This window comes from Sabulicella glaciei (assembly GCF_026183895.1).
Classification (GTDB): domain Bacteria; phylum Pseudomonadota; class Alphaproteobacteria; order Acetobacterales; family Acetobacteraceae; genus Roseococcus; species Roseococcus glaciei.
This window is the reverse complement of sequence record NZ_JAPFQI010000007.1, coordinates 18,418-40,019: the sequence shown is the minus strand read 5'-3', so window position 1 is coordinate 40,019 and position 21,602 is coordinate 18,418. Positions and strand designations below refer to the sequence as shown.

Sequence of the window (21,602 nt, the reverse complement as noted above, 5' to 3'; positions counted from 1 at the left end):
CGGCAATCGTATCATGAAGGCAGTCCGAGAAAGAGGCCGGAAATACGCGGCCGGAACTGCTCCTTTCTGAATTGCCATTTCTCCACCCAGCATGTTCGCGCGGGAACCCTCACCAGCATTGTATCCGTATTAATGCGAGGTCCGGGGTTTTGCGCGCTTCCGTCGTTGACCCCATGGGGGGGCTCAAATATCCCCATGGCGAGGTAGGGCGAGTCCAGGGATGGTTGCTCAAGGCACTTTCTTGAAGGTGGATCTGACCGAGGGCACCGGCCTGCGCGGCCATCTCGACGTGGTGGACTGGAAGCACGGCATCAGGGGATGGGCCGTCGATCTCGGCGCCCCCTCGAATCCCGTCAGGCTCGAACTTCTCGCCGGCCAGGAATGCGTCGCCCGTGTCGTCACCAGCAGGTCGCGCCCGGATGTCGTCTCGGCAGCGGGCGTGGCCGCCGAGCCCGGCTTCGCCTTCGGCGCCGACGAACTGCGCGAGCTTCCCGCCCTGGCGCTGGAACAGCCCGAAGCGCGTCTTTCGGTGCGGGTGGACGGCGAGGCGCTCCTGCTGCGCGCTGCGCAGCCCATGCCGACCTTGCGCGAATTCCTGAAGGATCACATCGAGGAACAGAACGCGCTGCGCCTTGAGCGTCTTCTGGAGAACGACCTCGAGGCCGCGCTGGCGCATTTGCAGAACGAGGTGCGGCCCCTTGCCGGCCAGGAATTGCTGGCGAAGCCGGACGGCATGTCCGGCTTCATCGAAGCGGTGTCGACCGAGACGGCAGGGCTGCTTCCGTTCTTCGGCTGGATCCGCGGCGCGGGCCGCACCGCCATTCCCGGCCTCCTCGTTGACCGCGGCCATCACCCGAGCGCCGTCGCCTTTGCTTCCTTTCCGCGGGCCGACCTGCCCGATGGGGCGCATGGCGTCATCGGCGTCATCAAGACCGACTGGCAGCCGCAGGACCCGAACGACGTGGCGCTGCTGCATTTCGGCGAGGGCGCCTCCCTTCATCTCCGCACCAACCTCCCGCTCGCCAAGCTGCGCAACGAGGAATGGCTGGAGTGCTTCGACCGCCATCGCCCGAGGCTGACGGGACCGCTGGTCTCGAAGCTGCGCCGCCTCGTGAGCGTCCATTCCTGGGCGCCGGGGAATGCGGCCAAATCGGGCGTGCCGATGGAGCAAAGCGTCGACCGCATCGTCGCGCTGCCCGGCTTCGGGGTGTTCGTGGAGGGATGGGTGCTTTCGCCTACCCGGCGCCCCGAGGCCCTCATGCTGCGCCTGGGGGCGCGCATCCTCCGCTCGGATCCGCTCTCGACCTTCTTCAAGCCGCGTCCGGACGTGGCGCGCGTCATTCCCGGCAGCGCACGGCTCGCCGATGCCGCGGGCTTCGTGGCGGCGTTCCGGGGCGATATCGGGCCGGAGGACCTCAAGCGGCCCATCCTGAAGTTCATCTTCGAGGATGGCGCCGCGACGAACCATGAGCTGGACGCGCGCACCCTCTTTGTCCTGGGCCACGCGGCCAAGCTCGAGGATCTGCGCCACCTGTACCGCGACCCGACGAGCGAGGATTTCTTTCCCGATCTGGTTCGCGCCCTGGCGGAAGCCGAAAGACCGAGGCTGCGCGAGATGACGCCGGTCAAGGTGGCGCCCGCGCCACGGGCCCTCATCGTGGCGCTGCCCGACGATGCAAGCGAGATCCACCTGGCCTTCTCCGAACTCACGGCCATGGCGCGCCGGAAGCGCCTCCCGGGGGTGGCGGTGATCGCGCAGTCCGGCGCGCATCGGGCGCTGGCGATGTCGCTCTTCAAGTCGCTCGACCGGCGCGGGGCTGCAGCGTGCAGCCTGTTCCTCGTGCCACGCGCCGAGAACGCGGCCTATGTGCTGCCGGAGGTGATCAAGCGCGTGAACTGCGCGCACCTCGCCTTCCTGGGCCCCGGCCTGCACCCGGACCGCGCTGCCACCGATGCGATTGAAGTCGCGCTCTGCCTTCCGGAGCGCGCCGAGGGGTTCGGGCTTCCCATCCTCTCCGGAACGGATTGCGGAGGACCGGCCCGGCACAGCTCGGCCGAAGCCTTCGTCGCGAAGCGTGAGGAAGTTCTCGCCGCGCTTGCGGAGCTGCCGGTCCGCCTGGGAGGGCTGGGCAGCCGCCGGCTGCGCCTGCCGCTTCCGCTCGCTTCCGGGAAGGGCTGCGTCAGGCGGGGATGGGGCGCCGACCCTGGCCGGATGCTGAATGCCGCCAACGATGCCCTGTCGGGGCTGGAGACAGGGCCATGAGCGAGTTGCCGAGACAGCAGAAGGGGCGGATCGCGATCGTTTCGCACCAGCATCCGTCCGTGTCGAAGGGCGGCGCCGAGATCTCGGCCCACACGCTCTTTCGCGGGCTGCTGGAACTCGGGGAGGATGCGATCTTCATCGCGGCCTGCGACGAGTCGAATCGCGGCCGGCTGCACCTGGAATCCGACCGGGAGTTCATCGTCTTCCACGACGTCTCCACCTACGACCACCTCTACCACGCGGCGATGCCCGAGGTGACGGATGCGCTCCGCGACATCTTTGTGAGGGAGGACGTCCGGCTGGCGAATTTCCATCACTGGATCTATCTCGGCCTCGACGTGCTCGACATGGCCACGACCGAGCTTGGCGTGCCGAGCTTCCTGACGCTGCACGAGTTCCTGGCCATCTGCCACAACCATGGCCAGATGGTGACCCGCCCGGCCCGCGTGCTCTGCGACCGCGAATCCCCCCTGGCCTGCGGCGAATGCTTCCCGGAAGCGCGCAGGATGCAGTTCGTCGTCCGGCGCGAGCACTTCCAGCGCCATCTGAACCTCATGAAGGGCTGGATTTCCCCGAGTGAGTTCCTGGCCCACCGCTTCGTGGATTGGGGCCTCGATCGCGAAAGGATGCGCGTCATCGAGAATGGGCTGATGGCCCATGACGGGACCGTGCGCACGCCGCGGCCCCACCGCCCTGGGTCGCGCTGGACCGTCGGCTATTTCGGTCAGATCAACGAGTTCAAGGGGGTCGACGTGCTGCTGAAGGCCTGCGCGATCATTGCGCAGGATCCGGCGCTCGCGTCATCCGTCCAGATCGAGATCAACGGCAACATCGTCGGCTTTCCCGATTTCGCCGAGCGGGTCGCGGCGGCGCAGCAGACCTATCCCTTCCTGGCGTATCGCGGACCCTACACGAACCAGTCCGTGTCGCGGCTGATGCGGAATTGCGACTACGTGGTGATGCTCAGCACCTGGTGGGAGAACTCGCCGGTCGTCATCCAGGAAGCCTTCGCGAGCGGCCTTCCCGTGATCTGCCCGAATGTCGGTGGCATGGCGGAGAAGGTGCAGGACGGCGTTTCGGGTCTGCACTTCCTCCCGAACGACCCTGCCGACCTGGTGCGCGCGCTGCGGGAAGCGATGCAGCCCACGATGCATGAGGAGTTGGTGAAGGGCCTGCCGCAACCTTCCACGGCGCGCGAGATGGCCCGGCGCTATCTCGACGTCTTCGACGAAGCCCTGATGGAGCGGGTCCAGCCCGGCTAGGCCGGAGGATGCGCGGCAGGGTTTCGCCCCGCTGATATGCGTGAAGGGGACGCGCCTCGTGGTGCGTCCCCCTTTGGTTTGATCAGAAGATCAGCGCGTCCTGCACCTGCTGGGTGGTGAGGCCGAAGAAGGCGACCGAGCCCTGGGCGGTGCTGAGCAGCGCCCCGCCATCAAAGGCGGAGAGGCTGACGGCGGCGAGGCCGGAAACGCCCGAGCCGCGCAGGTCCACCCCGAAGCCCGAGCCGGCGACAAGGCCGAAGACATTGTCCGCGCCCCAGTTCGGCATGTCGAAGATCAGCTGGTCCGCGCCCCCGCCCGAGACGATGACGTCGTTGCCCGTGCCGCCGCGCAGCCGGTCGGCGAGGCTGGTGCCGATCAGCGTGTCGTCGCCCGCCCCGCCATCCAGGGTGGAGGCGAAGTCCACGTTGCCCACCAGCGTCTGGCTGCCCGCGCCGCCCGAAAGCTGGGTGGCGAGACCGACCAGCTGGGCGACTTCCAGACCCAGGGGCACGGTCCAGCCATTGACGTGGACGAAGGCAATGTCGTTGCCCTCGTCGGGCTGCTCGATCACGACGTCGCCCGCATCCTGAATGGTGTAGGTATCGTCACCTGTGCCGCCGACCAGGGTATCCGCCCCGCCACCACCGACGAGCGTGTCGTTGCCCGCCCCGCCGACAAGGGTCTCGCCACCAATCGCGCTGCCGAACAGCGTGTCGTTGCCCGCGCCGCCCGTGAGCGTGGCCGCGAGGTTGCCGAAATTCACCAGCGTGGAGCCGGTGTCGGAGGCGGACAGGATATGCGCGTCGTTGATCAGCAGTCCGAACTCGACATGCGCGTCGAGGGTGAAGGCGAAGTTGCCGTCGAAGACGGCGACGTCGTTGCCTTCGCCCGCCATCTCGACAAGCCGGGCCGCAGGGTCGGAAACGACGAAAAGGTCGTCGCCTGCGCCGCCGATCATCGTGTCGGCGCCGCCATTGCCGTAGATCACGTCGTTGCCGCCACCGCCCGAAAGCGTGTCGTCGAAGGCGGAGCCGTTGAGCGTGTCGTTGCCGTTTCCGCCGATCAGGGTGGAACCAAGCGCCGCATTGGCGAAGAGCTGCACGCCTCCATCCGAGCCGGTCAACAGCCGGGCAGTCCCACCCAGCGCCGCGATCTCCACGTGCAGCGGCACGACGAAGCCATCCACGAGAACCCAGAGTGCGTCGGTGCCGCCATTCGCCTCCTCGACCACCAGGGCGGAGAGGCTGGAAACGAAGTACACGTCGTCGCCAGAGCCGCCCACCAGCCTGTCCGTGCCGGATCCGCCGACGAGGATGTCGTTGCCTGCGCCGCCCAGCAGCAGGTTGTCGCCGGCAAAGGCGGTCAGCGTGTCGTTGCCGTCCCCGCCATCCAACGTGTTGTTCAGCTCGTTGCCGATGATCTCGTCATCCAGCGACGTGCCGACCACGTTCTGGAAATTGTGGATCTGGTCGGTGAAGCCCCAGGCGTCGCGGGCGCAGAAGCGCGACAGGTCCACCTGCACGCCCATCTGCACCTCGCCCAGGAAAGCGAGGGTGTTCACCCCGGCGCCGCCATCGAGGTGGTCGTCGCCGGCGCCGCCGCAGACCGTGTCGTCCTGCGGGCCGAGGCGGATCTGGTCCTCCTCCGGGCCGCCGACGAAGACCGAGAAATTCGCCAGCTTGTCGATGCCCCAGAGCACGCCGTCGAGGCCGAACTTGTAGGCCAGGACAGGAAAGGCCGCGGCGTCGGCGCCGGAGTGCCAGATCATGAGTCGCACGCCGTCCCCGGCATGGAACCGGTTCACGCCTTCGCCGCCATCCAGCGTGTCGTCGCCGTTGGAGGCGTAGATGAGGTCATCGCCTGCGGTGAAGGTGCCGGTCACCAGGGAGGATGACTCCCCAGGGACGATCACGTCGTCGCTGACCGAACCCACCACCACGTTGATGCTGCCGCTCATGATCCCATCGCTCCGGAGATACCCGCCAGGAGTTGTCCTAGCGGATGAATCTTCGCGCTTTGGTTAAGCGAAGCCGCGTGGAGAAGCATCGGGGCTTCTCCGTACTCAACTAAAAATTGTATATATCGTGTTTCATGCAATCTTTGCCGCCAACGAGGCGGCTAGCGGTCAAGCCGCCAGCGCTTCCTCGGCATCCAGCGTCGCGGCGGTGGCGTGCACCACGGCGGCGATGCGGATCGCGGCCTGCACCTGCTCCTTGGTCGTGCCGTGCTGCAGCAGCACCTTCTCGTGGCTTTCCATGCACATGCCGCAGCCATTGATCGCGGAGACTGCGAGCGACCACAGCTCGAAATCCACCTTCTCCACGCCCGGCTTCGCCATCACGTTCATGCGCAGCTTGGCCGGCATGGTGGCGTAGTCGCCATGCACGAGGTGGGTGAAGCGGTAGTAGATGTTGTTCATCCCCATGATGGAGGCGGCGGCCTTGGCGGCGTTCAGCGCCTCGGCGGAAAGCAGCGGCCCGAACTCCGCCAGGATGTGGCGGATCACCGTCGCGTTGCGGCTCGCCAGCGCGGAAACGACAAAGGTGCCTGCACGCTGCTGCGCGGACAGCGACGGCTCGGCGGCCAGGCTGCCGAGGTTCAGCTTCTGGTCCTTGGCGTATTCGGGCAGGGCGTTGCGAAGGGCTTCCAGCGACATGGCGGGCTCCAGGGGCGGATGGGGAAGGGGGGGAACACCCGGCTTTCCGCTGCGCTGAGGCGGCGGAAAGCGGGGGATCACGGGGAGCTGGCTGCCCCCCGTTCGCTTGCAGCGCCAGGGCTGGCGCTGCAAGCAGTGAATGCGGTTCGAGCTGCGCTCAGGCCGCCTTCTCGAACAGCTCCTGCGGCTTCAGCGCGTCCTCGCCCTTGGTCCAGTTGCAGGGGCACAGCTCGTCCGTCTGCAGCGCGTCGAGGATGCGCAGCGTCTCCTGCGGGTTGCGGCCCACGTTCAGCCCGTTCACCGCGACGTGCTGGATCGTGTTCTCGGGATCCACGATGAAGGTGACGCGCAGCGGCACGCCGGCCTGCTTGTCCAGCACGCCCAGCGCCGTCGCCAGCTCGCGCTTGATGTCGGCCAGCATCGGGAAGGGCAGGTCCTTCAGGTCGCTGTTGTGGACGCGCCAGTTCAGGTGCACGAACTCGCTGTCGCAGGACACGCCGCACACCACCGCGTCACGGTCCTCGAACTCGCCGTTCAGCTTGCCGAAGGCCGCGATCTCGGTCGGGCAGACGAAGGTGAAGTCCTTGGGCCAGAAGAAGACGATCTTCCACTTGCCGGGGTTGGAGTCGGAGGAGATCTCCTCGAAGGACTTGCCGGGACCGGCGAGGCCCTCGGCGCCGCCCTTCACCGCGGTCAGCTGGAAGGCGGGGAACTTGTCGCCAACGGTGAGCATTCGCTTGTCACTCCTGGTGTCGTTGCGCGGCCCTCAAGGGTCGCTGCCAGGGGAGATGGCATGCCGTGCTGCACTGCACCAATGAATCCTTTGCGCGAGTTCCATCAAGCTTTTCGATGAAGCCCACCGAATGAAATCATCGACCGCGCTGGAAGCCGGCGAGGGCAGAGGGCGTTCGACGCAGGACCATTCCTGGTCATGATCCACCCAATCGGAGGACTCCGATGTTCCTGCGCGTCGACAAGCTGCAGACCGAATTGCCCGCGCCCAAGCGGCAGGATCCCAACGCCGCCGCCGCGCTGCAGGAACTCCTCGGAGGCAAGTACGGGGAAATGTCCACCCTCGGGAACTACATGTTCCAGAGCTTCAATTTCCGCTCCAAGGCGAAGCTGCGCCCCTTCTACGGCCTCGTCGCCTCCATCACCGCGGAGGAGCTGGGCCATGTCGAGCTGGTGAGCAACGGCGTCGCCATGCTCGCCAACGGCCCCGATTCGGAAGGGAACGAGAAGGGCGGCGCCGACATCTCGGACGCACCCTTCGAGTCGATGAAGGACATCCGCCTCGCCGCCTCCTTCTACAGCAATGGCGGCGGCTCCATGCCGGTTGACAGCAACGGCGCCTCCTGGAACCGCGACTTCGTCACGACCACGGGCAACGTCATCGTGGACCTGCTGCACAATTTCCACCTGGAATGCGGCGCCCGCCTGCACAAGCTGCGCGTCTACGAGAGCCTGACCGATCCCACGGGGCGCGAGGTCTGCGGCTACCTGCTGGTGCGCGGCTCGGTCCACGCCCATGCCTATGCGCTGGCCATCAAGAAGATCACCGGCGCCGACCTGGACAAGGTGCTGCCCACCCCGAACATCCCGCTCGACAAGATTCCCGAGTGCCAGAAATACCTGGCCGAGGGGTCGCATCGCCGCCTCTACACCTTCAGCCCCGAGGATTACCGCGAGATGGCCGGCATCTGGGGCGGCGGCGGCGAGCAGGCGCTGCCCACCGACCCGCCCGGCGAGCTGGAAGTGATCGACGGCATGCCCGAGGGCGGCAAGATCCACGACCTGACCGGCGTCGCCTCCGCCTTTACCCCGGACTACGCGCCGGAGGAAATGTTCGAGGTCGCGTCCAAGCTCTACAAGGTGTCGCGCTGACAGGCCGGGGCCGGCGTCATGCCGGCCCCGCGCCCCGCTGGTCTGGACGGTCGCCTTCGATGATCCCTATTGATCGTCGCATGTCCGGCCGGCCCGATTGATGCACCTCCCCAGCCCGCAGCAGCTTCGCTACCTCGTCGCCCTGGCGGAACACGGGCATTTCGGCCGCGCCGCCGCCGCCTGCGCGGTCACCCAGTCCACCCTCTCCGCGGGGGTGATCGCACTGGAGCGGCAATTCGGCGCCAGCCTGCTCGACCGGTCCAACAGCAAGCGCGTGATCTTCACGCCCCTGGGGCTGGAGGTGGTGGCGCGCGCCCGCGCCGCGCTCGCCGCGCTGGAAGCGGTCACGGAAACCGTCGCCGCCTCGCGCGATCCCCTGTCCGGCCCGTTGCGCCTGGGCGTCATCCCCACGGTCGGGCCGTTTCTCCTGCCGCGCCTGATGCCGGCCCTGCGCGACGCGCTGCCCCGGCTGCGCCTCTGGCTGCGCGAGGACACGACGGAACGGCTGCGCGCCCAGCTTCTCGCCGGGCGGCTGGACCTCCTGCTCCTCGCGCTGCCCTGCGAGTGCGAGGGGCTGGAGGTGGAGCCGGTCTCGGCCGATCCCTTCCTGCTGGCCCTGCCGCCCGCGCACCGGCTCTGCGCCCAGCCCGGCGTGCCCGCCGCCGCCCTGACCGGCGAGAACATGCTGCTGCTGGAGGAAGGGCATTGCCTGCGTGCCCAGGCGCAGGAGGCGTGCGGCCTGCCGCGCAGCCTGGCCGCCGGCGAGGAATTCGCCGCCACCTCGCTCCACACGCTGGTGCAGATGGTGGCGGGCGGGCTTGGCCTGACCTTGCTGCCGCGCCTCGCGGTCGAGGGCGGCGTCCTGGGCGGCACGGATGTGGCGCTTCGCCCCCTACTCGGCGAACCGGGCGAGTCGCCCTCCCGCACGCTGGCGCTCGCGTGGCGCCCGCGCAGCCCCCGCGCCGCCGAGTTCCGCGCCCTGCTGCCCGTGATCCGCGCCGGGCTGGAAGGCCCCGCGCCTTGCCCGGCGGAGGAGGAGAGGGTGCCGGCCTAGCCGCCCGTTTCCGCCGCCCCGGAATCTGCCCTAGGCTCGCCGGATGGATCTCGGCCGCATCCTTGGCGCCGTGCTGGAAGGCCAGGCGCGCCGTCCGGCCCGGCGCACCCCGGCGCGGACGCGCCTGCCCTTCGGGCTGACGCAGCGCGACGCCCGCCAGATCAGTCGCGTGGTCGGCGCCCTGGCCGGCATCGCCGCCGATGCGCTGGAACGTCCGCGCGGCGCCGCCCCCGCCAGCGCCGAACCCGCCCCGCCCCCCATCCGCCGCGGCGCCGAACCGGCGCGCCGCCTGCCCGAGACCGCGCCGCGCCCCGCCACGCCGGCCGCCGAGACGCGCGAGGCGCTGCTGCTGCTCCGCGCCATGATCGCCGGCGCCAAGGCCGATGGCGAGCTGGACCGCGAGGAGCGCGCCGCCATCGCCCGCCGCCTGGACGAGGCCGGGCTGTCGGCGGAGGAGCGCGACCTCGTCCTCGCCGATTTCGACCGCCCGGCGGAAACCGCCGCCCTGGCGCGCGAGGCGCGCGACCCGATGCTGGCGGCGCAGATCTACGCCGCCGCCTGCGCCGGGGCCGGCGCGATCAGCGAGCGCGAACGCGCCTGGCTGGACGGGCTGGGCGGGGCGCTGAAGCTTTCGGCCGCGACGCGCGCCGCCATCGAGACAAGGCTGGGAGGATAAAGCCGTGTTCAACCTGACGCCGCAGCAGGAACGCCTGCGCGCCCGCGCCCGCGAACTGGCGGGGGAGGCCGCCGCCCAGGCCGCCGAGACCGACCGCACGCAGCAATACCCCTGGCCCATGGTGCGACGGATGACGGAGGCCGGCTTCATGGGCCTCACCATCCCGCGCGAATGGGGCGGGCAGGGCGGCTCCTACCTCGACGCCGTGCTGGTGGTGGAGGAGATGGCGAAGGGCTGCGCCGTGTGCGGGCGCATCGCCGTCGAGGCCAACATGGGCGCGATCGGCGCCACCATGGCCTATGGCACCGACGCGCAGCGCCGCATGGCCGCCGAGGCGGTGCTGGCAGGCGACAAGCCCGCCATCTGCATCACCGAGCCGGAGGCCGGCTCCGCCGCCTCCGAGATGACGACCACCGCCGTGCGGCGCGGCGACACCTGGGTCATCAACGGGGTGAAGCATTGGATCACCGGCGGCGGCGTGTCGCGCCTGCACCTGATCTTCGCCCGCGCGGTCGAGGACGGGGAGGAGAAGGGGATCGGCGGCTTCCTCGTGCTCGGCCCGCACCCGAACCTGGTGGTGGAGCGGCGCATCCCCTCCATGGGACTGTGCGGCATGCCGGAGGCGGAGCTGCATTTCCGCGACCTGGAGGTGCCGGATTCCATGGTGCTGCGCGCGGGCGGCGGCTTCAAGCGCGGCTTCGCCAAGCTGATGGACGCCTATAACGGCCAGCGCGTCGGCGCCGCCACCGCCGCGCTCGGCATCGCGGCCGGTGCCTATGACCGCGCGCTGGATTTCGTGCAGCGGCGACGCCAGTTCGGCCGCCCCATCGCCGAGTTCCAGGGCCTGTCCTGGATGCTGGCGGACATGTCCATCAAGCTGGAAGCAAGCCGCGCGCTGATCTGGCAGGCCGCCGCCAGCGCCGGCCCCAATGGCTTCCCCGACCGGCTCATGGCCGCCCGCGCCAAGGTGCTGGCCGCCGACAGCGCGGTGGAGGTGACCAACATGGCGCTGCAGCTCTGGGGCGCCGCCGGCTACTCGCGCGACAACCCGATGGAGCGCGCCGTGCGCGACGCGCGCATGTTCCCCATCGCGGGCGGCACGGCGCAGATCCTCCGCAACCAGGTCGCGGAGCAGCTGCTGGGCCGCAAGCTGCCGCAGACGCGCGAGGGCTTGATGGCCCTGGCGCAGGAGGAAGCCGGGCGCCTCGCCGCCGAGTAGCGCCGCTACGCCCCCTGCGCGACGCGCCGCAGCGTCTGGCTGCGCAGCGTGCCGAGGCTGAGCAGGGTGCGCGCCGCCACGGTGCGCAGCCCGGGCGGCAGGGCGGCGACGCCGATCTTGGCGTGGACGCGCAGCGGCGGCGTGGCGCCGAGCCGCGCGGCGATGGCGCGCACCGCGGCGAAATCCTGCCGCACGAAGGCCGTCTCCAGCGCCTGCAGCCGCCGTCGCCGCGCGCTGGCGCGGATGGCGGCGGCGTGGGGAAGCAGGCTCGGCCGCGTCGCCAGCACGTGGTCGAGGATGGCGGCGTCGTCCAGGTTCATCCGCTGCACCTGCGCCGGCGAAAGCCGCGCCGGCTGGCGGATGCTCACCGTGGCGCTGAGCACGAGGCCGATGCGACCATGCTCCGCGACCCGCAGCGCGGTGGCGAAATCGCGGCTCGCGCCGGGCGGCGCCGCCTCGTCCCAGCCGCCGGTGCGGAGCAGGAAGTCGCGCCGCGCTGCCAGGGCGGAAGGAAAGAACGGGGTGAAGCGCAGCAGCCGTGGAAAGGGGGGCTCGTCGAAGAGGGCGAGGCCGCCGCCCAGCAGCCGCGCTCCCGCGAAGAAGCCGGGCGGCGCATCGGAGAACTTGTCGCGCTCGGCCCAGACGCCGTCGCGCACCAGTCGGAAATTGGCATAGGCGGCGTCCAGCCCCGGCGCCGCCTCCCAGAGCCGCGCCATGGATTGGAGGTGGCCGGGCAGCCAGACATCGTCGCTGTCGCAGAAGGCGACGACGTCCCCGCTGGCGAGGCGAAGCCCGGCATTGCGCGCGACCATCGCGCCCGAATGGGGGATGCAGCCCACCGTGATCCGCCCGGCATAGGCCTCAAGCATGGAAAGCGTGGCGTCGGTGGAGCCGTCATCCACCACGATCACCTCATGCGGTGCGTGGTCCTGCGCCAGCACCGAATCCAGCGTCTCGGCCAGGAGATGCACGCGGTTATGCGCCGGAATCACCACGCTGATGCGAAGCGTCACGGCCTGCCTCCCGCCCTGCCGGCGAGATGAAGGAAATGATAATGCGCTGTCATAGACCCCCGTGCGGGAAGAACCGCCCAGAGAGGGGAAGGTTGCGCGGAAACCGCGCCCCTAGCGCCCTGCTTCGCGCGCCTGCGTCGCCAGACGGTCGGCGCGCTCGTTCATCGCGTCGCCCGCATGGCCACGCACCCAGCGCCACTCGATCTTGTGCGGCTTGGCGGCGGCCAGCACGCGCTGCCACAGCTCGTAATTCCTCACCGGCTCTCGCGCCGCGTTGCGCCAGTTGTTGCGGATCCAGCCCTTCACCCAGCGCTCCATCCCGTTGCGGAGGTATTCGCTGTCCGTGTGCAGGATGACGGTGCAGGGACGCGTCAGCGCCTCCAGCGCCGCGCAGGCCGCCGTCAACTCCATGCGGTTGTTGGTCGTCGCCGCCTCGTAGCCCGACAGTTCCTTCTCCACCGTGCCGAAGCGCAGGATGGCGGCCCAGCCGCCCGGACCGGGATTGGGCTTGCAGCCGCCATCGGTCCAGATCTCGACGGTGCGTTGCTCCTCAGCCACCGATCGCCTCCGCGGAGGGAGCGTCGCGGAAGAAGCGCAGCTTGTGCAGGTATTCCATCGGGTCCTTGCGGGTCACCATCGCGCCGGCGGGGGTGTTCACCCAGTCGAAGAGGCGGGTCAGCAGGAAGCGCATCGCCGCGCCCTGGCACAGCAGGGGCAGCGCCGCCCGCTCGTCGCGCGACAGGGGCCGGCGGGATTCATAGCCGCGCAGCAGGGAGCGCGCCTTGGTGACGTTGAACTCGCGCGCCTCCTCGAAGCACCATGCGTTCAGGCACACCGCCACGTCGTAGGCGAGCAGGTCGGTGCAGGCGAAATAGAAGTCGATCAGCCCCGAGACGGTGGGCCGCCGCCCCGCATCCAGGAAGAACACGTTGTCGGGAAACAGGTCCGCGTGGATGTGGCCGCGCGGCAGCGACCCCTCCGCCGGCCAGGCGCCGAGGATCGCGGCAAGCGCCCCGTCCAGCTCCCGCATCAGCGCCGGGTCGGCATCCGGGCGGCAGCGCTCCAGCAGCGTCCCCCAGGCATCGGGGCCGAGGCCGTTGCGCCGCGTCGCCGCGAAGCCACCGCCCGCGAGGTGCAGCGCCCCCAGCGCCTCGCCCAGCGGCTCGCAATGCGAGGGGCGGACGCGGCGCGGCCAGACGCCGGGCAGGAAAGTGCAGATGGCAGCAGGCCGCCCGGCGAGCTCGCGCAGCGCCTCGCCGTCGCGTGCCGGCACCGGCTCGGGGCAGGGCAGGCCGCGCGCGGCAAGGTGGCGCATCAGCCCGAGGAACCAGGGCAGCTCGCCCGGATCCACGCGCTTCTCGTAGAGGGTGAGGATGAAGTCCCCCGCCTCGGTCTTCAGCGCGTAGTTGCTGTTCTCCACCCCCTCCGCGATGCCGCGGAAGGCGAGAAGCGGGCCGAGCGCGTAGTCCTCCAGGAAGAGGCGCAAGGCCTCGTCCGACACCTCCGTGTAGACGGCCATGGATGGATCAGGCGGGCTGGGCCGTGAGCGCGGAAGGCAGCTTGAAGGTGATCTTCTCTTCCGCCACCACCACCTCCTCGGTCGTGACGGCGAAGCGCTCGCGCAGCCGGGCCAGCACCTCCTCCACCAGCACCTCGGGCGCCGAGGCGCCGGCGGTGATGCCGAGGCGCGACACCCCCTCCAGCCGCGCGAGGTCGAGATCGGCGCCGCGCTGCACCATCAGCGACTGCGCGCAGCCGGCCCGCAGCGCCACTTCCTTCAGCCGCACCGAGTTGGAGGAGTTGGGCGCCCCCACCACGATCATCATGTCCACCTGCGGCGCGATGGCCTTCACCGCCGCCTGCCGGTTGGTGGTGGCGTAGCAGATGTCCTCCTTGGCCGGCGCGGACATCTCCGGGAAGCGGCCGCGCAGGATGTCCACGATCTCGGCCGTGTCGTCCACGGAAAGCGTCGTCTGGGTGATGAAGGCGAGGGGCACGCCTTCCGGCGGCTGGACGCGGCGCGCCTCCTCCTCGTCCTCCACCAGCGTCACCGCGCCAGGGGGGAGCTGGCCCATCGTGCCCACCACCTCCGGATGGCCGGCATGGCCGATCAGGAACATGTGGCGGCCGCGGCCGAAATGGTGCTCCGCCTCCCGGTGCACCTTGCTGACCAGCGGGCAGGTGGCGTCCAGGAAGAACATCTCCCGCCGCTCCGCCTCGGCCGGGATGGCCTTGGGCACGCCATGGGCGGAGAAGACGACGGGCTGGCCGTCATCCGGGATCTCGTCCAGCTCCTCCACGAACACGGCGCCCTGCCGCTCCAGCGACTGGACCACGAAGCGGTTGTGGACGATCTCGTGCCGGACGTAGACGGGCGCGCCGTAGCGGCGCAGCGCCTCCTCCACGATCTTGATGGCGCGGTCCACCCCGGCGCAGAAGCCGCGCGGGCCGGCGAGAAGAACGTGCAGGGGGCGCTGTTCGGCCATGGTCGGGGCCTCCGGACTGGGGAATGGTCCCGCTATCTATCCCTTTGGCCGGTTTGGTGCCAGAGACGCGGGCCGGAGGAGGGCTGGATGATGCGGCGATGGATGGTGGCGGCTGCGGCGACCTTGGCGCTGGCGGGGTGCGGCAGCGCCCGGCTCGAGGACCGGCTGGTGGCCTGCCCGCAGCTTTCCCTGCCCGCCGACGCGGCCGACCTGACGCGCTACCAGCCCGGCGCGCCGCCCGACCTGTCCACCCTGGTGCTGGACGCGCGGATCACGGCGGTGGACGGCAATTGCCGCCGCGGCCGGCGCGACCGCACGGTGGATGCCACCGTCTCGGTGCGGATGCGGGTGGATCGCGGCCCGGCCGCCCGGACCCGCACGGCGGAGCTTCCCTGGTTCATCGCGGTGGTCGAGGGGGACGAGGTGCTGAGCCGCCAGGCCTTCACCCTGCCCGTCACCTTCGCGCCCAACACCACGCGGGCGGAGCTTGCGACCCCGTCCATCGAGATCGCCTTCCCGGTGCGGGAAGGGCGCCGCATCCAGGACCTCCGCATCCTGGTGGGGTTCCGCCTTTCGCCGGAGGAGCTGGCGCTGAACCGGCGCCGCGGGCCGCAATAGCCTGCCTCGGCGGAGGGTCAGCCGAAGCGCTCGCCCCGCAGCACCTGGCACTCGCTGACCGAGACGATGGCCGGGCGGGCGCCCAGCAATTCCTCGCGCGCCGCCAGCACCCGCTCCGCCAGGGCGGCGCTGCCGATGCAGAGGATCAGCACGTTGTCCAGCACGCCCGACAGGTCGCCCGATTGGCGGATGCCCTGGCGCCCGCGCCCCTGCGCCACGGGCAGCACGGTCCATCCCGTCGCGCCCAGGCGGTCGAGCAACTCCGTCACGTCGTCGGCGCGCTTCGCCTCCACCACGATCTCGATGCGCTTGCGCGCGTGCAGCGCCGTCTCGGTCATGTGCCCGCCATCCTCAGCCAAAGGGGAATCCCCACCAGGATATTGAAGGGGAAGGTGACGGCGACGGACAGGGTCACGTAGACGCCGGGATCGGCCAAGGGCAGGGCGAGTCGCATCGCCGCCGGCACGGCGATGTAGGAGGCGGAGCCGCCGAGCACGGCCATCAGCGCCACCCCGCCCGGCGACAGCCCGGCCAGCAGCCCCCCGGCGAGGCCCGCCGCACCGCCGATCAGCGGCATGGCCAGCGCGAAGAGGATCAGCCGCGCCGACAGGCCGCCCCCGCCGACGCGAAGCTGCCGCACCGCCATCAGGCCCATTTCCAGCAGGAACAGGCACAGCGCGCCGGGAAACAGCGCCTCGGTGAAGGGGGCAAGCTGCGCCTTGCCGGCCGGTCCGGTGATCCAGCCGATCAGGAAGGAGCCGAGCAGCAGCACCACCGGCCCGTTCAGCAGCACCTCGCGCGCCAGCTTGCCGCCCTGCAGCTTCGGCCCCCCGGCGCCCCCGCCCAGCCGGGCCAGCAGGATGGCGGACAGGATGGCCGGGGTTTCCATCGCCGCCAGCACGGCGGGCATGAAGCCCTCGGCCGGGACGCCGCGCGTCGCCAGGATGCCGGAGGCGGCGGCGAAGGTGACGACGGAAACGCTGCCGTAGTGGCCGGACACGGCGGCTGCCGTGTCGCGGTCCAGCCCCGTCCCCAGGCGCAGCAGGCCGAAGGCCGGCACCGGCAGCAGGAAGGACAGGGCCAGCCCCACGGCCAGCGCGGCCCAGAGCCCCTCCGCCCCGCCGGGCGTGGCCAGGGCCGCGCCGCCCTTCAGCCCGATGGCGACCATCAGGTAGAGCGAGAGCGTCTTGGCCAGGGCATCGGGAATGGACAGGTCGGCGCGCGCGGCGCCGGCCCCGAAGCCGAGGGCGAAGAACAGGATGGGGGGCGGGAAGAGCGTCGCGAGGCCGGTCACGCGCGCCCCCTAGACCGGAAGCGCGGTGGGGAAAAGCCGGTCAGCGCGGGGAAGGCCGTGCCATCGCCGCCCGCATCCGGCGGATCGCGGCGGGAAGCCCCTCGAACACGGCGGCGCCGATCAGGAAATGCCCGATGGACACCTCCTCCACCTCGGGCATCGCGGCGATGGCGCCCACCGTGTCGAAGGACAGCCCATGCCCGGCATGGACCTTCAGCCCCATCCCCGCCGCCGCCCGCGCCGCCTCGGCCAGACGGGCGGCGAGGGGCGCGCGCTCCCCCTCCAGCGCCTCGGCATAGGTGCCGGTGTGCAGCTCCACCGCCTGGGCGCCCAGGGCGGCGGTGCGGGCGATCTGCGCCGCGTCCGGCTCCACGAACAAGGAAACCTCGATTCCCGCCTCCGCGAGGCGCCGCACGGCGTCGGCCAGGAAGGGCCCCGCGCCGAGGACGTCCAGCCCGCCTTCCGTGGTCAGTTCCTCGCGCTTCTCCGGCACGATGCAGCAGGCGGCGAGGCCATGCGCCTGGCGCAGCTTCAGGGCCGTCGCCACCATCTCCACGGTCGCCGCCATCTCGAAGTTCAGCCGCGTCGGCACCTCGGCGGCGATGCGGAACACGTCGGCGTCGCGGATGTGGCGCCGGTCCTCGCGCAGATGGACGGTGATGCCGTCCGCGCCGGACTCCATGCACAGCCGCGCCGCCGCGACGGGACAGGGGAAGGCGCCGCCCCGCGCGTTCCGCAGGGTGGCGACGTGGTCCACGTTGACGGACAGGCGCATCAGGCGGCGTTCCTCCGGGCTTCGGCCAGCCGCGCTGCGAGGCGCAGCGCGGCGATCAGGCTGTTGGGGCTGGCCCGTCCGGTCCCGGCGATGTCGAGCGCCGTGCCGTGGTCGGGCGAGGTGCGGATGATGGACAGGCCGAGCGTGACGTTCACGCCCCCTTCCATGTCCAGCGTCTTGATCGGGATCAGCGCCTGGTCGTGATACAGGCAGATGGCGGCGTCGTAGCCGGGCCGGGCCAGGGCGGTGAACATCGTGTCCGGCGGGTGCGGCCCGGTGGCGGCGATGCCCTCCGCGCGCAGCATCGCCACGGCGGGGGCGACGATCGCCTCGTCCTCATGGCCCAGCGTCCCGGCCTCGCCCGCATGGGGGTTCAGCCCCGCCACAGCGAGGCGCGGCTCCGCGATGCCGAAATCCCGCCGCAGCGCGTCGTGGGTGATGCGCGCGTGCTCCGCGATCAGTTCCGGCGTCAGCCGCGCGATCGCCCGCGCGAGCGGCTCATGCACCGTCACCGGCACCACGCGCAGCTCCGGGCAGGCCAGCATCATCACCGGCGGCACGCCTGTCCCGGCCAACTCGCCCAGGAATTCGGTGTGGCCGGGATGGGGGAAGCCGGCGGCGGTCAGCACCGCCTTCTGGATCGGGTTGGTCACCACCGCCCCGGCGCGGCCTTCGCGGGCCAGGGCGACCGCCTCCTCGATGGAGCGCAAGACCGCCGGGGCATTGGCCGGGTCCGGGCGACCGGGCCGGACGGGGGCGGGAAGGGGGCGGTGCAGCACCGGCAGGGCCTCGGGGAAGGCCGCCTCCGCCTCCTCGGGAGAGGCCACCCGGGCCACCGGAACCCCGGAAACAAGGCCCGCATCGCCCAGCAGGACGAAGCCCGGCCCGTCCCTGCGCAGCGCCTGCCAGGCGAGGGCGGAAATCTCGGGGCCGATTCCGGCGGGTTCGCCCATGGTGAGTGCGAGCATGGGAATCGGCTTACCCCAGAGGCGGCGCCCGCGCATCAGCCGGGCGCGGATTTGATGCCGCGCAATGCGGGGCGGCGCATGCCGGGCTAGTGTTCCCCCATGCTGGCGGATTGCCTCCATGACCTCGCCGCGCTCGGCCCGGCGGGGCTGCCCGCGCTGGTGGGCGCCCTGTTCCTGGCCGGGCTGGCGGGCGGGCTGACCCATTGCGCCGGGATGTGCGGCCCCTTCGTGCTGGCCCAGGCCGGGGCGCGGGCGGATTCGGCCCTGTCCGGCGGGTCGGTGCGCCGCCTCGCCGGGGCGGCGCTGCTGCCCTACCACCTGGGCCGCGCCACGGGCTACGCGGCGCTGGGGGCGGCGGCCGGCGGGTTCGGCGCGCTGCTGTCCGGGCTGACGGGGATGCGCTTCGTCGCGGCCCTGCTGCTCGCCCTGGCGGCGCTGGCGATGCTGGCCCAGGGCTCGGCCCGGCTGGCAGCGCTGCTGCCGCGGCTGCCGGTGCCGCGCCTGCCCGATCTCCTGTCGCGCCGCCTCGGCCCGCTTCTCGCCGCGCCGGGGCCATGGGCGGGGTTCCGGCTCGGCCTCCTGCTTTCGGCCCTGCCCTGCGGGCTGCTCTGGGCGGCGCTGGCTGGGGCGGCGGCCTCGGGCAGCGCCCTGGCCGGGGGGCTGGCCATGGCCGGATTCGCGGCCGGCACGGTGCCGGCGCTGCTGGGGGTGGCGCTGCTCGGGCAGTTCTTCCGCCGCGTCGTCGCGGGCGAGCGCGCCCATGCCCTGGCCGGCGGGCTCTTCCTGTTCAACGGCGTGGTGCTGCTGGCCCTCGCCGTGCGTCTCGCCGCCTGAACGGGACGCCGCTTACCCGGGCTTAAGGGGCTGTCCCCTACGCATCGCTGCATCGGATGCGAGCGCGGGGCGCATGGATGCAGCAGGTCAATCTCCTCGGCAGCCTGCCGGGGACCATCATGGAGAACACCGCCTCCTGGGGGTGGTTCGGCTCCCTTAACCTCACCTTCGACCCTGCCCTGATCCGCTACGTGGATCTGGAAGGGCCGGGATCCAGCTTCTTCGACGTTGCGCTGAACCGGCACCTGGGCACGCTGCTCGTGAACCCGCTCGCCCGCATCGACTACGAGGGGCTGGGCCTCGTCGGCCTGGGCGCCGACCTGTCCTTCCGCATCCGCTTCTTCATGGCCGACGGCACGGTCGCCCTGTCCGCCGCGGAATACACCGTGCGCGTGCAGGACGTGGACGACACCCCGCCCCAGGCACTGTCCTTCGCGACCGGCGGGCGCGTGCTCGCCGGAGCGACGGGGGCGGTGATCGGCACGCTGGCCGTGACGGACCCGGACACGGTCTCCGGCTTTTCCTTCCACGTGCGGGGGGACGAGGCTTGGCTGTTCGAGTTCGTGGGCCGCCAGCTCCGCCTGAAGCCGGGTATGATGCTTTCCGCCTATGACGGACCGATCCGCTCCCTTTTCGTCGAGGTGTCGGACGGGCGCCAATCCGCGGGCTTCGACCTCCGCATCGAGGTGGCGACGGGCGCCGTGCCGGGCCAGCCCCTCGCCAACCTCCTCCTGCCCGGGGAGGTGAGCAAGGGGTTCTTCTGGCTGGGCAAGACGCTGATCGGCCAGTGGTCCAAATCCGACCTCGCCCTGGTGCGCGACTATTCCACCGCCATCCGCTTCACCCTCCGCAGCGGCGAGGAGGTCTGGGCGGAAAAGACCGGGATCATCGACCTCATCGACAGCCGCATCGTCTTCGACGCCAAGAGCAAGGAGGCGCGGGTCTGGAACCTCTACCACGCACTCATGAAGGAGGAGCCGGGCGGGGCCGTGATCGGCTTCATGTCCGACGCCTTCTACCACTCCTGGTACAAGGAGGTGGACTGGGTGCGGGACATGCTGGTGATGCCGGCCTTCCAGGCGAAATACGGCACCCTTTCCAACCGCCAGTTCGTCGAACTCCTGTACCGCAACACGATCGACTGGCGCGACCCGAATGGCGAGAACTACCACACGGCCCGCCTCGATGCCGGGCTGTCGCGCGAGCAGCTGGTGATCGATTTCGGCAACTGGCGCGACGCCACGGGCTTCGTCGCCAAGCGGGCGGCGCTGGGCATCACCCAGGACCGGCCGCGCGCCACCCAGGCCGACACGATCATGCGGCTGGGCGCCGACATCCCGCCCGACCAGCTCTATCGCGACTGGTACATGAAGATCTTCTTCGGCCAAGCCAGCCTGCGCGACCTCGCGGAATGGACCGTCGCCCAGCCCGGCTTCGCCGCCAAATGGGGCGGGGCGCATCCCTGGGCCTTCGTGGAAGGCTTCTTCCGCGAGGCCGGCGCCTCCATCATGACGGAGCAGATCTCCTGGTACACCTGGGAGATCGCCTATGGGCGCATGGACAAGGCCGGGTTCCTGGCCGACGCCTCCGGCTGGGTCGCCAATCCGCTGAGCGGCAGCTACGCCTCGCTCAAGCCGGTCAGCGACTTCATGCTGTGACGTCGCCGGGCGCCACCAGGTCGCGATAGGCGTGCCAGGTGGCGTGGCCGATCAGCGGCAGCGCCACCGCCAGCCCGAGAAAGAACGGGACGAGGGCGAGGCCGGTGAAGACCACGATCAGCCCGGCCCAGAGCGCCATGGCCCCCTTGTTCTCCATCACCGCCTGCACGGACAGGGTCACCGCCTCCAGGAAGCTCACCTCCGGCCGGTCCACCAGCAGCGGGATGGACACGGCGCAGGTCGCGAAGGCCACGGTGGCCAGCACGAAGCCGAAGCCGGTGCCGATGAGCAGGAAGGGCAGCAGGTGGTCGCTGCGCAGCAGGGCGAAGGGCAGATCCGCCAGGGTCGGCCCGAAGCCGAAGCCGAAGAACAGCGCGAAGAGCAGCCCGGCCACGCGCGTCCAGAACAGGTGGATGACCAGCAGCAGCGCGCCCATCATCGCCAGCTGGACGCCGTTGCGCCGGAACCCCGCCACGGCTTCGGCGAGTCCCGGCCGCTCGCCGAGGGACAGGCGGCGGCTGGTCTCGTAGAGCCCGGCGGCGAGGAGCGGCGCCAGGATGAAGAACCCCGCCGTGGCCGGCAGGATCGCCCAGGCGGTGCCCATCTCGAACATCAGCAGCGCCAGCAGCCAGCCGAACAGGGTGAGGGCGAACCCGTAGGCAAGGCTGACCGGCTTCGCCGCCAGGAGGTCGGCCCAGCCGCGCGCCAGCCAGGTCCATGGCCGGTCCGTGGCCACGCGCCGAATCCTTGCGTGCGACGGAATGGGGGTCGGAAAGGTGTCAATGCTCATCCGCGTGGTTCTCCCGGGCGTGGATGGGGTTCTGCCATGCGGCGGCGCCGGGGCCGCTTGATCCGGATCAAGGACGCCCCGCCTTCGGTGGGCGCATGAGCCGCCTGCGGGGCGGATTGCGCCCCGGGCCTGAAGGACGAGGAGAGTTTCGC

The 21,602-nt window shown here is 70.8% G+C and carries 21 protein-coding genes; 9 read left to right on the top strand and 12 right to left on the bottom strand.

All coding sequences use genetic code 11. The annotated features are described in order from the left end of the window. Positions 1-241: 241 nt before the first annotated feature. The gene (locus tag OF850_RS10910; RefSeq protein WP_301590118.1) at positions 242-2,263 is read left to right on the top strand and encodes a hypothetical protein; all 2,022 of its coding nucleotides are present in this window, start codon (positions 242-244) and stop codon (positions 2,261-2,263) included. Continuing rightward, positions 2,260-3,525, top strand: a complete 1,266-nt coding sequence (locus OF850_RS10905) for a glycosyltransferase family 4 protein (RefSeq protein ID WP_301590117.1) — start codon at positions 2,260-2,262, stop codon at positions 3,523-3,525. The genes OF850_RS10910 and OF850_RS10905 overlap by 4 nt, the downstream gene beginning before the upstream one ends. An 82-nt stretch (positions 3,526-3,607) precedes the next feature. Here the strand turns inward: OF850_RS10905 and OF850_RS10900 are convergent, their stop codons facing one another. The 3 genes from OF850_RS10900 to OF850_RS10890 all read right to left on the bottom strand — a co-directional run bounded on the left by OF850_RS10900 (position 3,608) and on the right by OF850_RS10890 (position 6,914). Continuing rightward, positions 3,608-5,482, bottom strand: coding sequence for a calcium-binding protein (locus OF850_RS10900; protein WP_301590116.1), 1,875 nt, complete (start codon positions 5,480-5,482; stop codon positions 3,608-3,610). Positions 5,483-5,650: 168 nt separating this feature from the next. Then, entirely contained in the window at positions 5,651-6,181 is a 531-nt protein-coding gene (locus OF850_RS10895) for a carboxymuconolactone decarboxylase family protein (protein ID WP_301590115.1), read from the bottom strand. Between the two features lie 157 nt (positions 6,182-6,338). Next, positions 6,339-6,914 carry a peroxiredoxin gene (locus OF850_RS10890; RefSeq protein WP_301590114.1) on the bottom strand — a complete coding sequence of 192 codons (576 nt, stop codon included), beginning with the start codon at positions 6,912-6,914 and terminating at the stop codon, positions 6,339-6,341. 224 nt (positions 6,915-7,138) lie between these two features. Here OF850_RS10890 and OF850_RS10885 point away from each other — a divergent pair, with 224 nt between their 5' ends. The 4 genes from OF850_RS10885 to acdA all read left to right on the top strand — a co-directional run bounded on the left by OF850_RS10885 (position 7,139) and on the right by acdA (position 11,014). Further along, positions 7,139-8,065 carry a manganese catalase family protein gene (locus OF850_RS10885; RefSeq protein WP_301590113.1) on the top strand — a complete coding sequence of 309 codons (927 nt, stop codon included), beginning with the start codon at positions 7,139-7,141 and terminating at the stop codon, positions 8,063-8,065. A 97-nt stretch (positions 8,066-8,162) separates the two neighbouring features. Then, on the top strand, positions 8,163-9,119 hold the full coding sequence (locus OF850_RS10880; RefSeq protein ID WP_301590112.1) for a hydrogen peroxide-inducible genes activator: 957 nt from the start codon (positions 8,163-8,165) through the stop codon (positions 9,117-9,119). 43 nt (positions 9,120-9,162) lie between these two features. Next, positions 9,163-9,795 carry a DUF533 domain-containing protein gene (locus OF850_RS10875; protein ID WP_301590111.1) on the top strand — a complete coding sequence of 211 codons (633 nt, stop codon included), beginning with the start codon at positions 9,163-9,165 and terminating at the stop codon, positions 9,793-9,795. 4 nt (positions 9,796-9,799) lie between these two features. Further along, entirely contained in the window at positions 9,800-11,014 is a 1,215-nt protein-coding gene (gene acdA, locus OF850_RS10870; RefSeq protein ID WP_301590110.1) for a 3-sulfinopropanoyl-CoA desulfinase, read from the top strand. A 5-nt stretch (positions 11,015-11,019) separates the two neighbouring features. Here acdA and OF850_RS10865 read toward each other — a convergent pair whose 3' ends face one another. The 4 genes from OF850_RS10865 to ispH form a co-directional block, all read right to left on the bottom strand. Next, positions 11,020-12,027 carry a glycosyltransferase family 2 protein gene (locus OF850_RS10865; RefSeq protein WP_301590109.1) on the bottom strand — a complete coding sequence of 336 codons (1,008 nt, stop codon included), beginning with the start codon at positions 12,025-12,027 and terminating at the stop codon, positions 11,020-11,022. Between the two features lie 111 nt (positions 12,028-12,138). After that, positions 12,139-12,585, bottom strand: coding sequence for a ribonuclease HI (rnhA, locus tag OF850_RS10860; protein WP_301590108.1), 447 nt, complete (start codon positions 12,583-12,585; stop codon positions 12,139-12,141). Beyond that, positions 12,578-13,546 carry a homoserine kinase gene (locus OF850_RS10855; protein WP_301590107.1) on the bottom strand — a complete coding sequence of 323 codons (969 nt, stop codon included), beginning with the start codon at positions 13,544-13,546 and terminating at the stop codon, positions 12,578-12,580. Before OF850_RS10855 ends, rnhA begins: the two co-directional genes overlap by 8 nt. A gap of 7 nt (positions 13,547-13,553) precedes the next feature. Then, on the bottom strand, positions 13,554-14,513 hold the full coding sequence (ispH, locus tag OF850_RS10850; protein ID WP_301590106.1) for a 4-hydroxy-3-methylbut-2-enyl diphosphate reductase: 960 nt from the start codon (positions 14,511-14,513) through the stop codon (positions 13,554-13,556). Positions 14,514-14,600: 87 nt separating this feature from the next. On the opposite strand from ispH, the gene OF850_RS10845 reads away from it, so the two are divergent. Continuing rightward, the gene (locus tag OF850_RS10845) at positions 14,601-15,131 is read left to right on the top strand and encodes a hypothetical protein (RefSeq protein ID WP_301590105.1); all 531 of its coding nucleotides are present in this window, start codon (positions 14,601-14,603) and stop codon (positions 15,129-15,131) included. A gap of 17 nt (positions 15,132-15,148) precedes the next feature. Here OF850_RS10845 and OF850_RS10840 read toward each other — a convergent pair whose 3' ends face one another. Genes OF850_RS10840 through pdxA form a run of 4 tightly spaced genes read right to left on the bottom strand, consistent with a single transcriptional unit; the run spans position 15,149 to position 18,168 of the window. Further along, positions 15,149-15,469, bottom strand: coding sequence for a P-II family nitrogen regulator (locus OF850_RS10840; protein ID WP_301590104.1), 321 nt, complete (start codon positions 15,467-15,469; stop codon positions 15,149-15,151). Then, positions 15,466-16,425: a sodium-dependent bicarbonate transport family permease gene (locus OF850_RS10835; RefSeq protein WP_301590103.1), complete on the bottom strand. Its 960-nt coding sequence runs from the start codon at positions 16,423-16,425 to the stop codon at positions 15,466-15,468. Before OF850_RS10835 ends, OF850_RS10840 begins: the two co-directional genes overlap by 4 nt. Positions 16,426-16,465: 40 nt before the next feature. After that, entirely contained in the window at positions 16,466-17,200 is a 735-nt protein-coding gene (locus tag OF850_RS10830; RefSeq protein WP_301590102.1) for a pyridoxine 5'-phosphate synthase, read from the bottom strand. Next, positions 17,200-18,168, bottom strand: coding sequence for a 4-hydroxythreonine-4-phosphate dehydrogenase PdxA (gene pdxA / locus OF850_RS10825; RefSeq protein ID WP_301590101.1), 969 nt, complete (start codon positions 18,166-18,168; stop codon positions 17,200-17,202). Before pdxA ends, OF850_RS10830 begins: the two co-directional genes overlap by 1 nt. Before the next feature lie 99 nt (positions 18,169-18,267). On the opposite strand from pdxA, the gene OF850_RS10820 reads away from it, so the two are divergent. After that, entirely contained in the window at positions 18,268-19,002 is a 735-nt protein-coding gene (locus OF850_RS10820; protein WP_301590100.1) for a sulfite exporter TauE/SafE family protein, read from the top strand. Between the two features lie 77 nt (positions 19,003-19,079). Further along, positions 19,080-20,660: a DUF4214 domain-containing protein gene (locus OF850_RS10815; protein ID WP_301590099.1), complete on the top strand. Its 1,581-nt coding sequence runs from the start codon at positions 19,080-19,082 to the stop codon at positions 20,658-20,660. On the opposite strand, the gene OF850_RS10810 is transcribed toward OF850_RS10815, so the two are convergent. Next, on the bottom strand, positions 20,650-21,396 hold the full coding sequence (locus OF850_RS10810; RefSeq protein ID WP_301590098.1) for a DUF2189 domain-containing protein: 747 nt from the start codon (positions 21,394-21,396) through the stop codon (positions 20,650-20,652). The two genes, OF850_RS10815 and OF850_RS10810, sit on opposite strands and share 11 nt — an antisense overlap. Positions 21,397-21,602 lie beyond the last annotated feature (206 nt).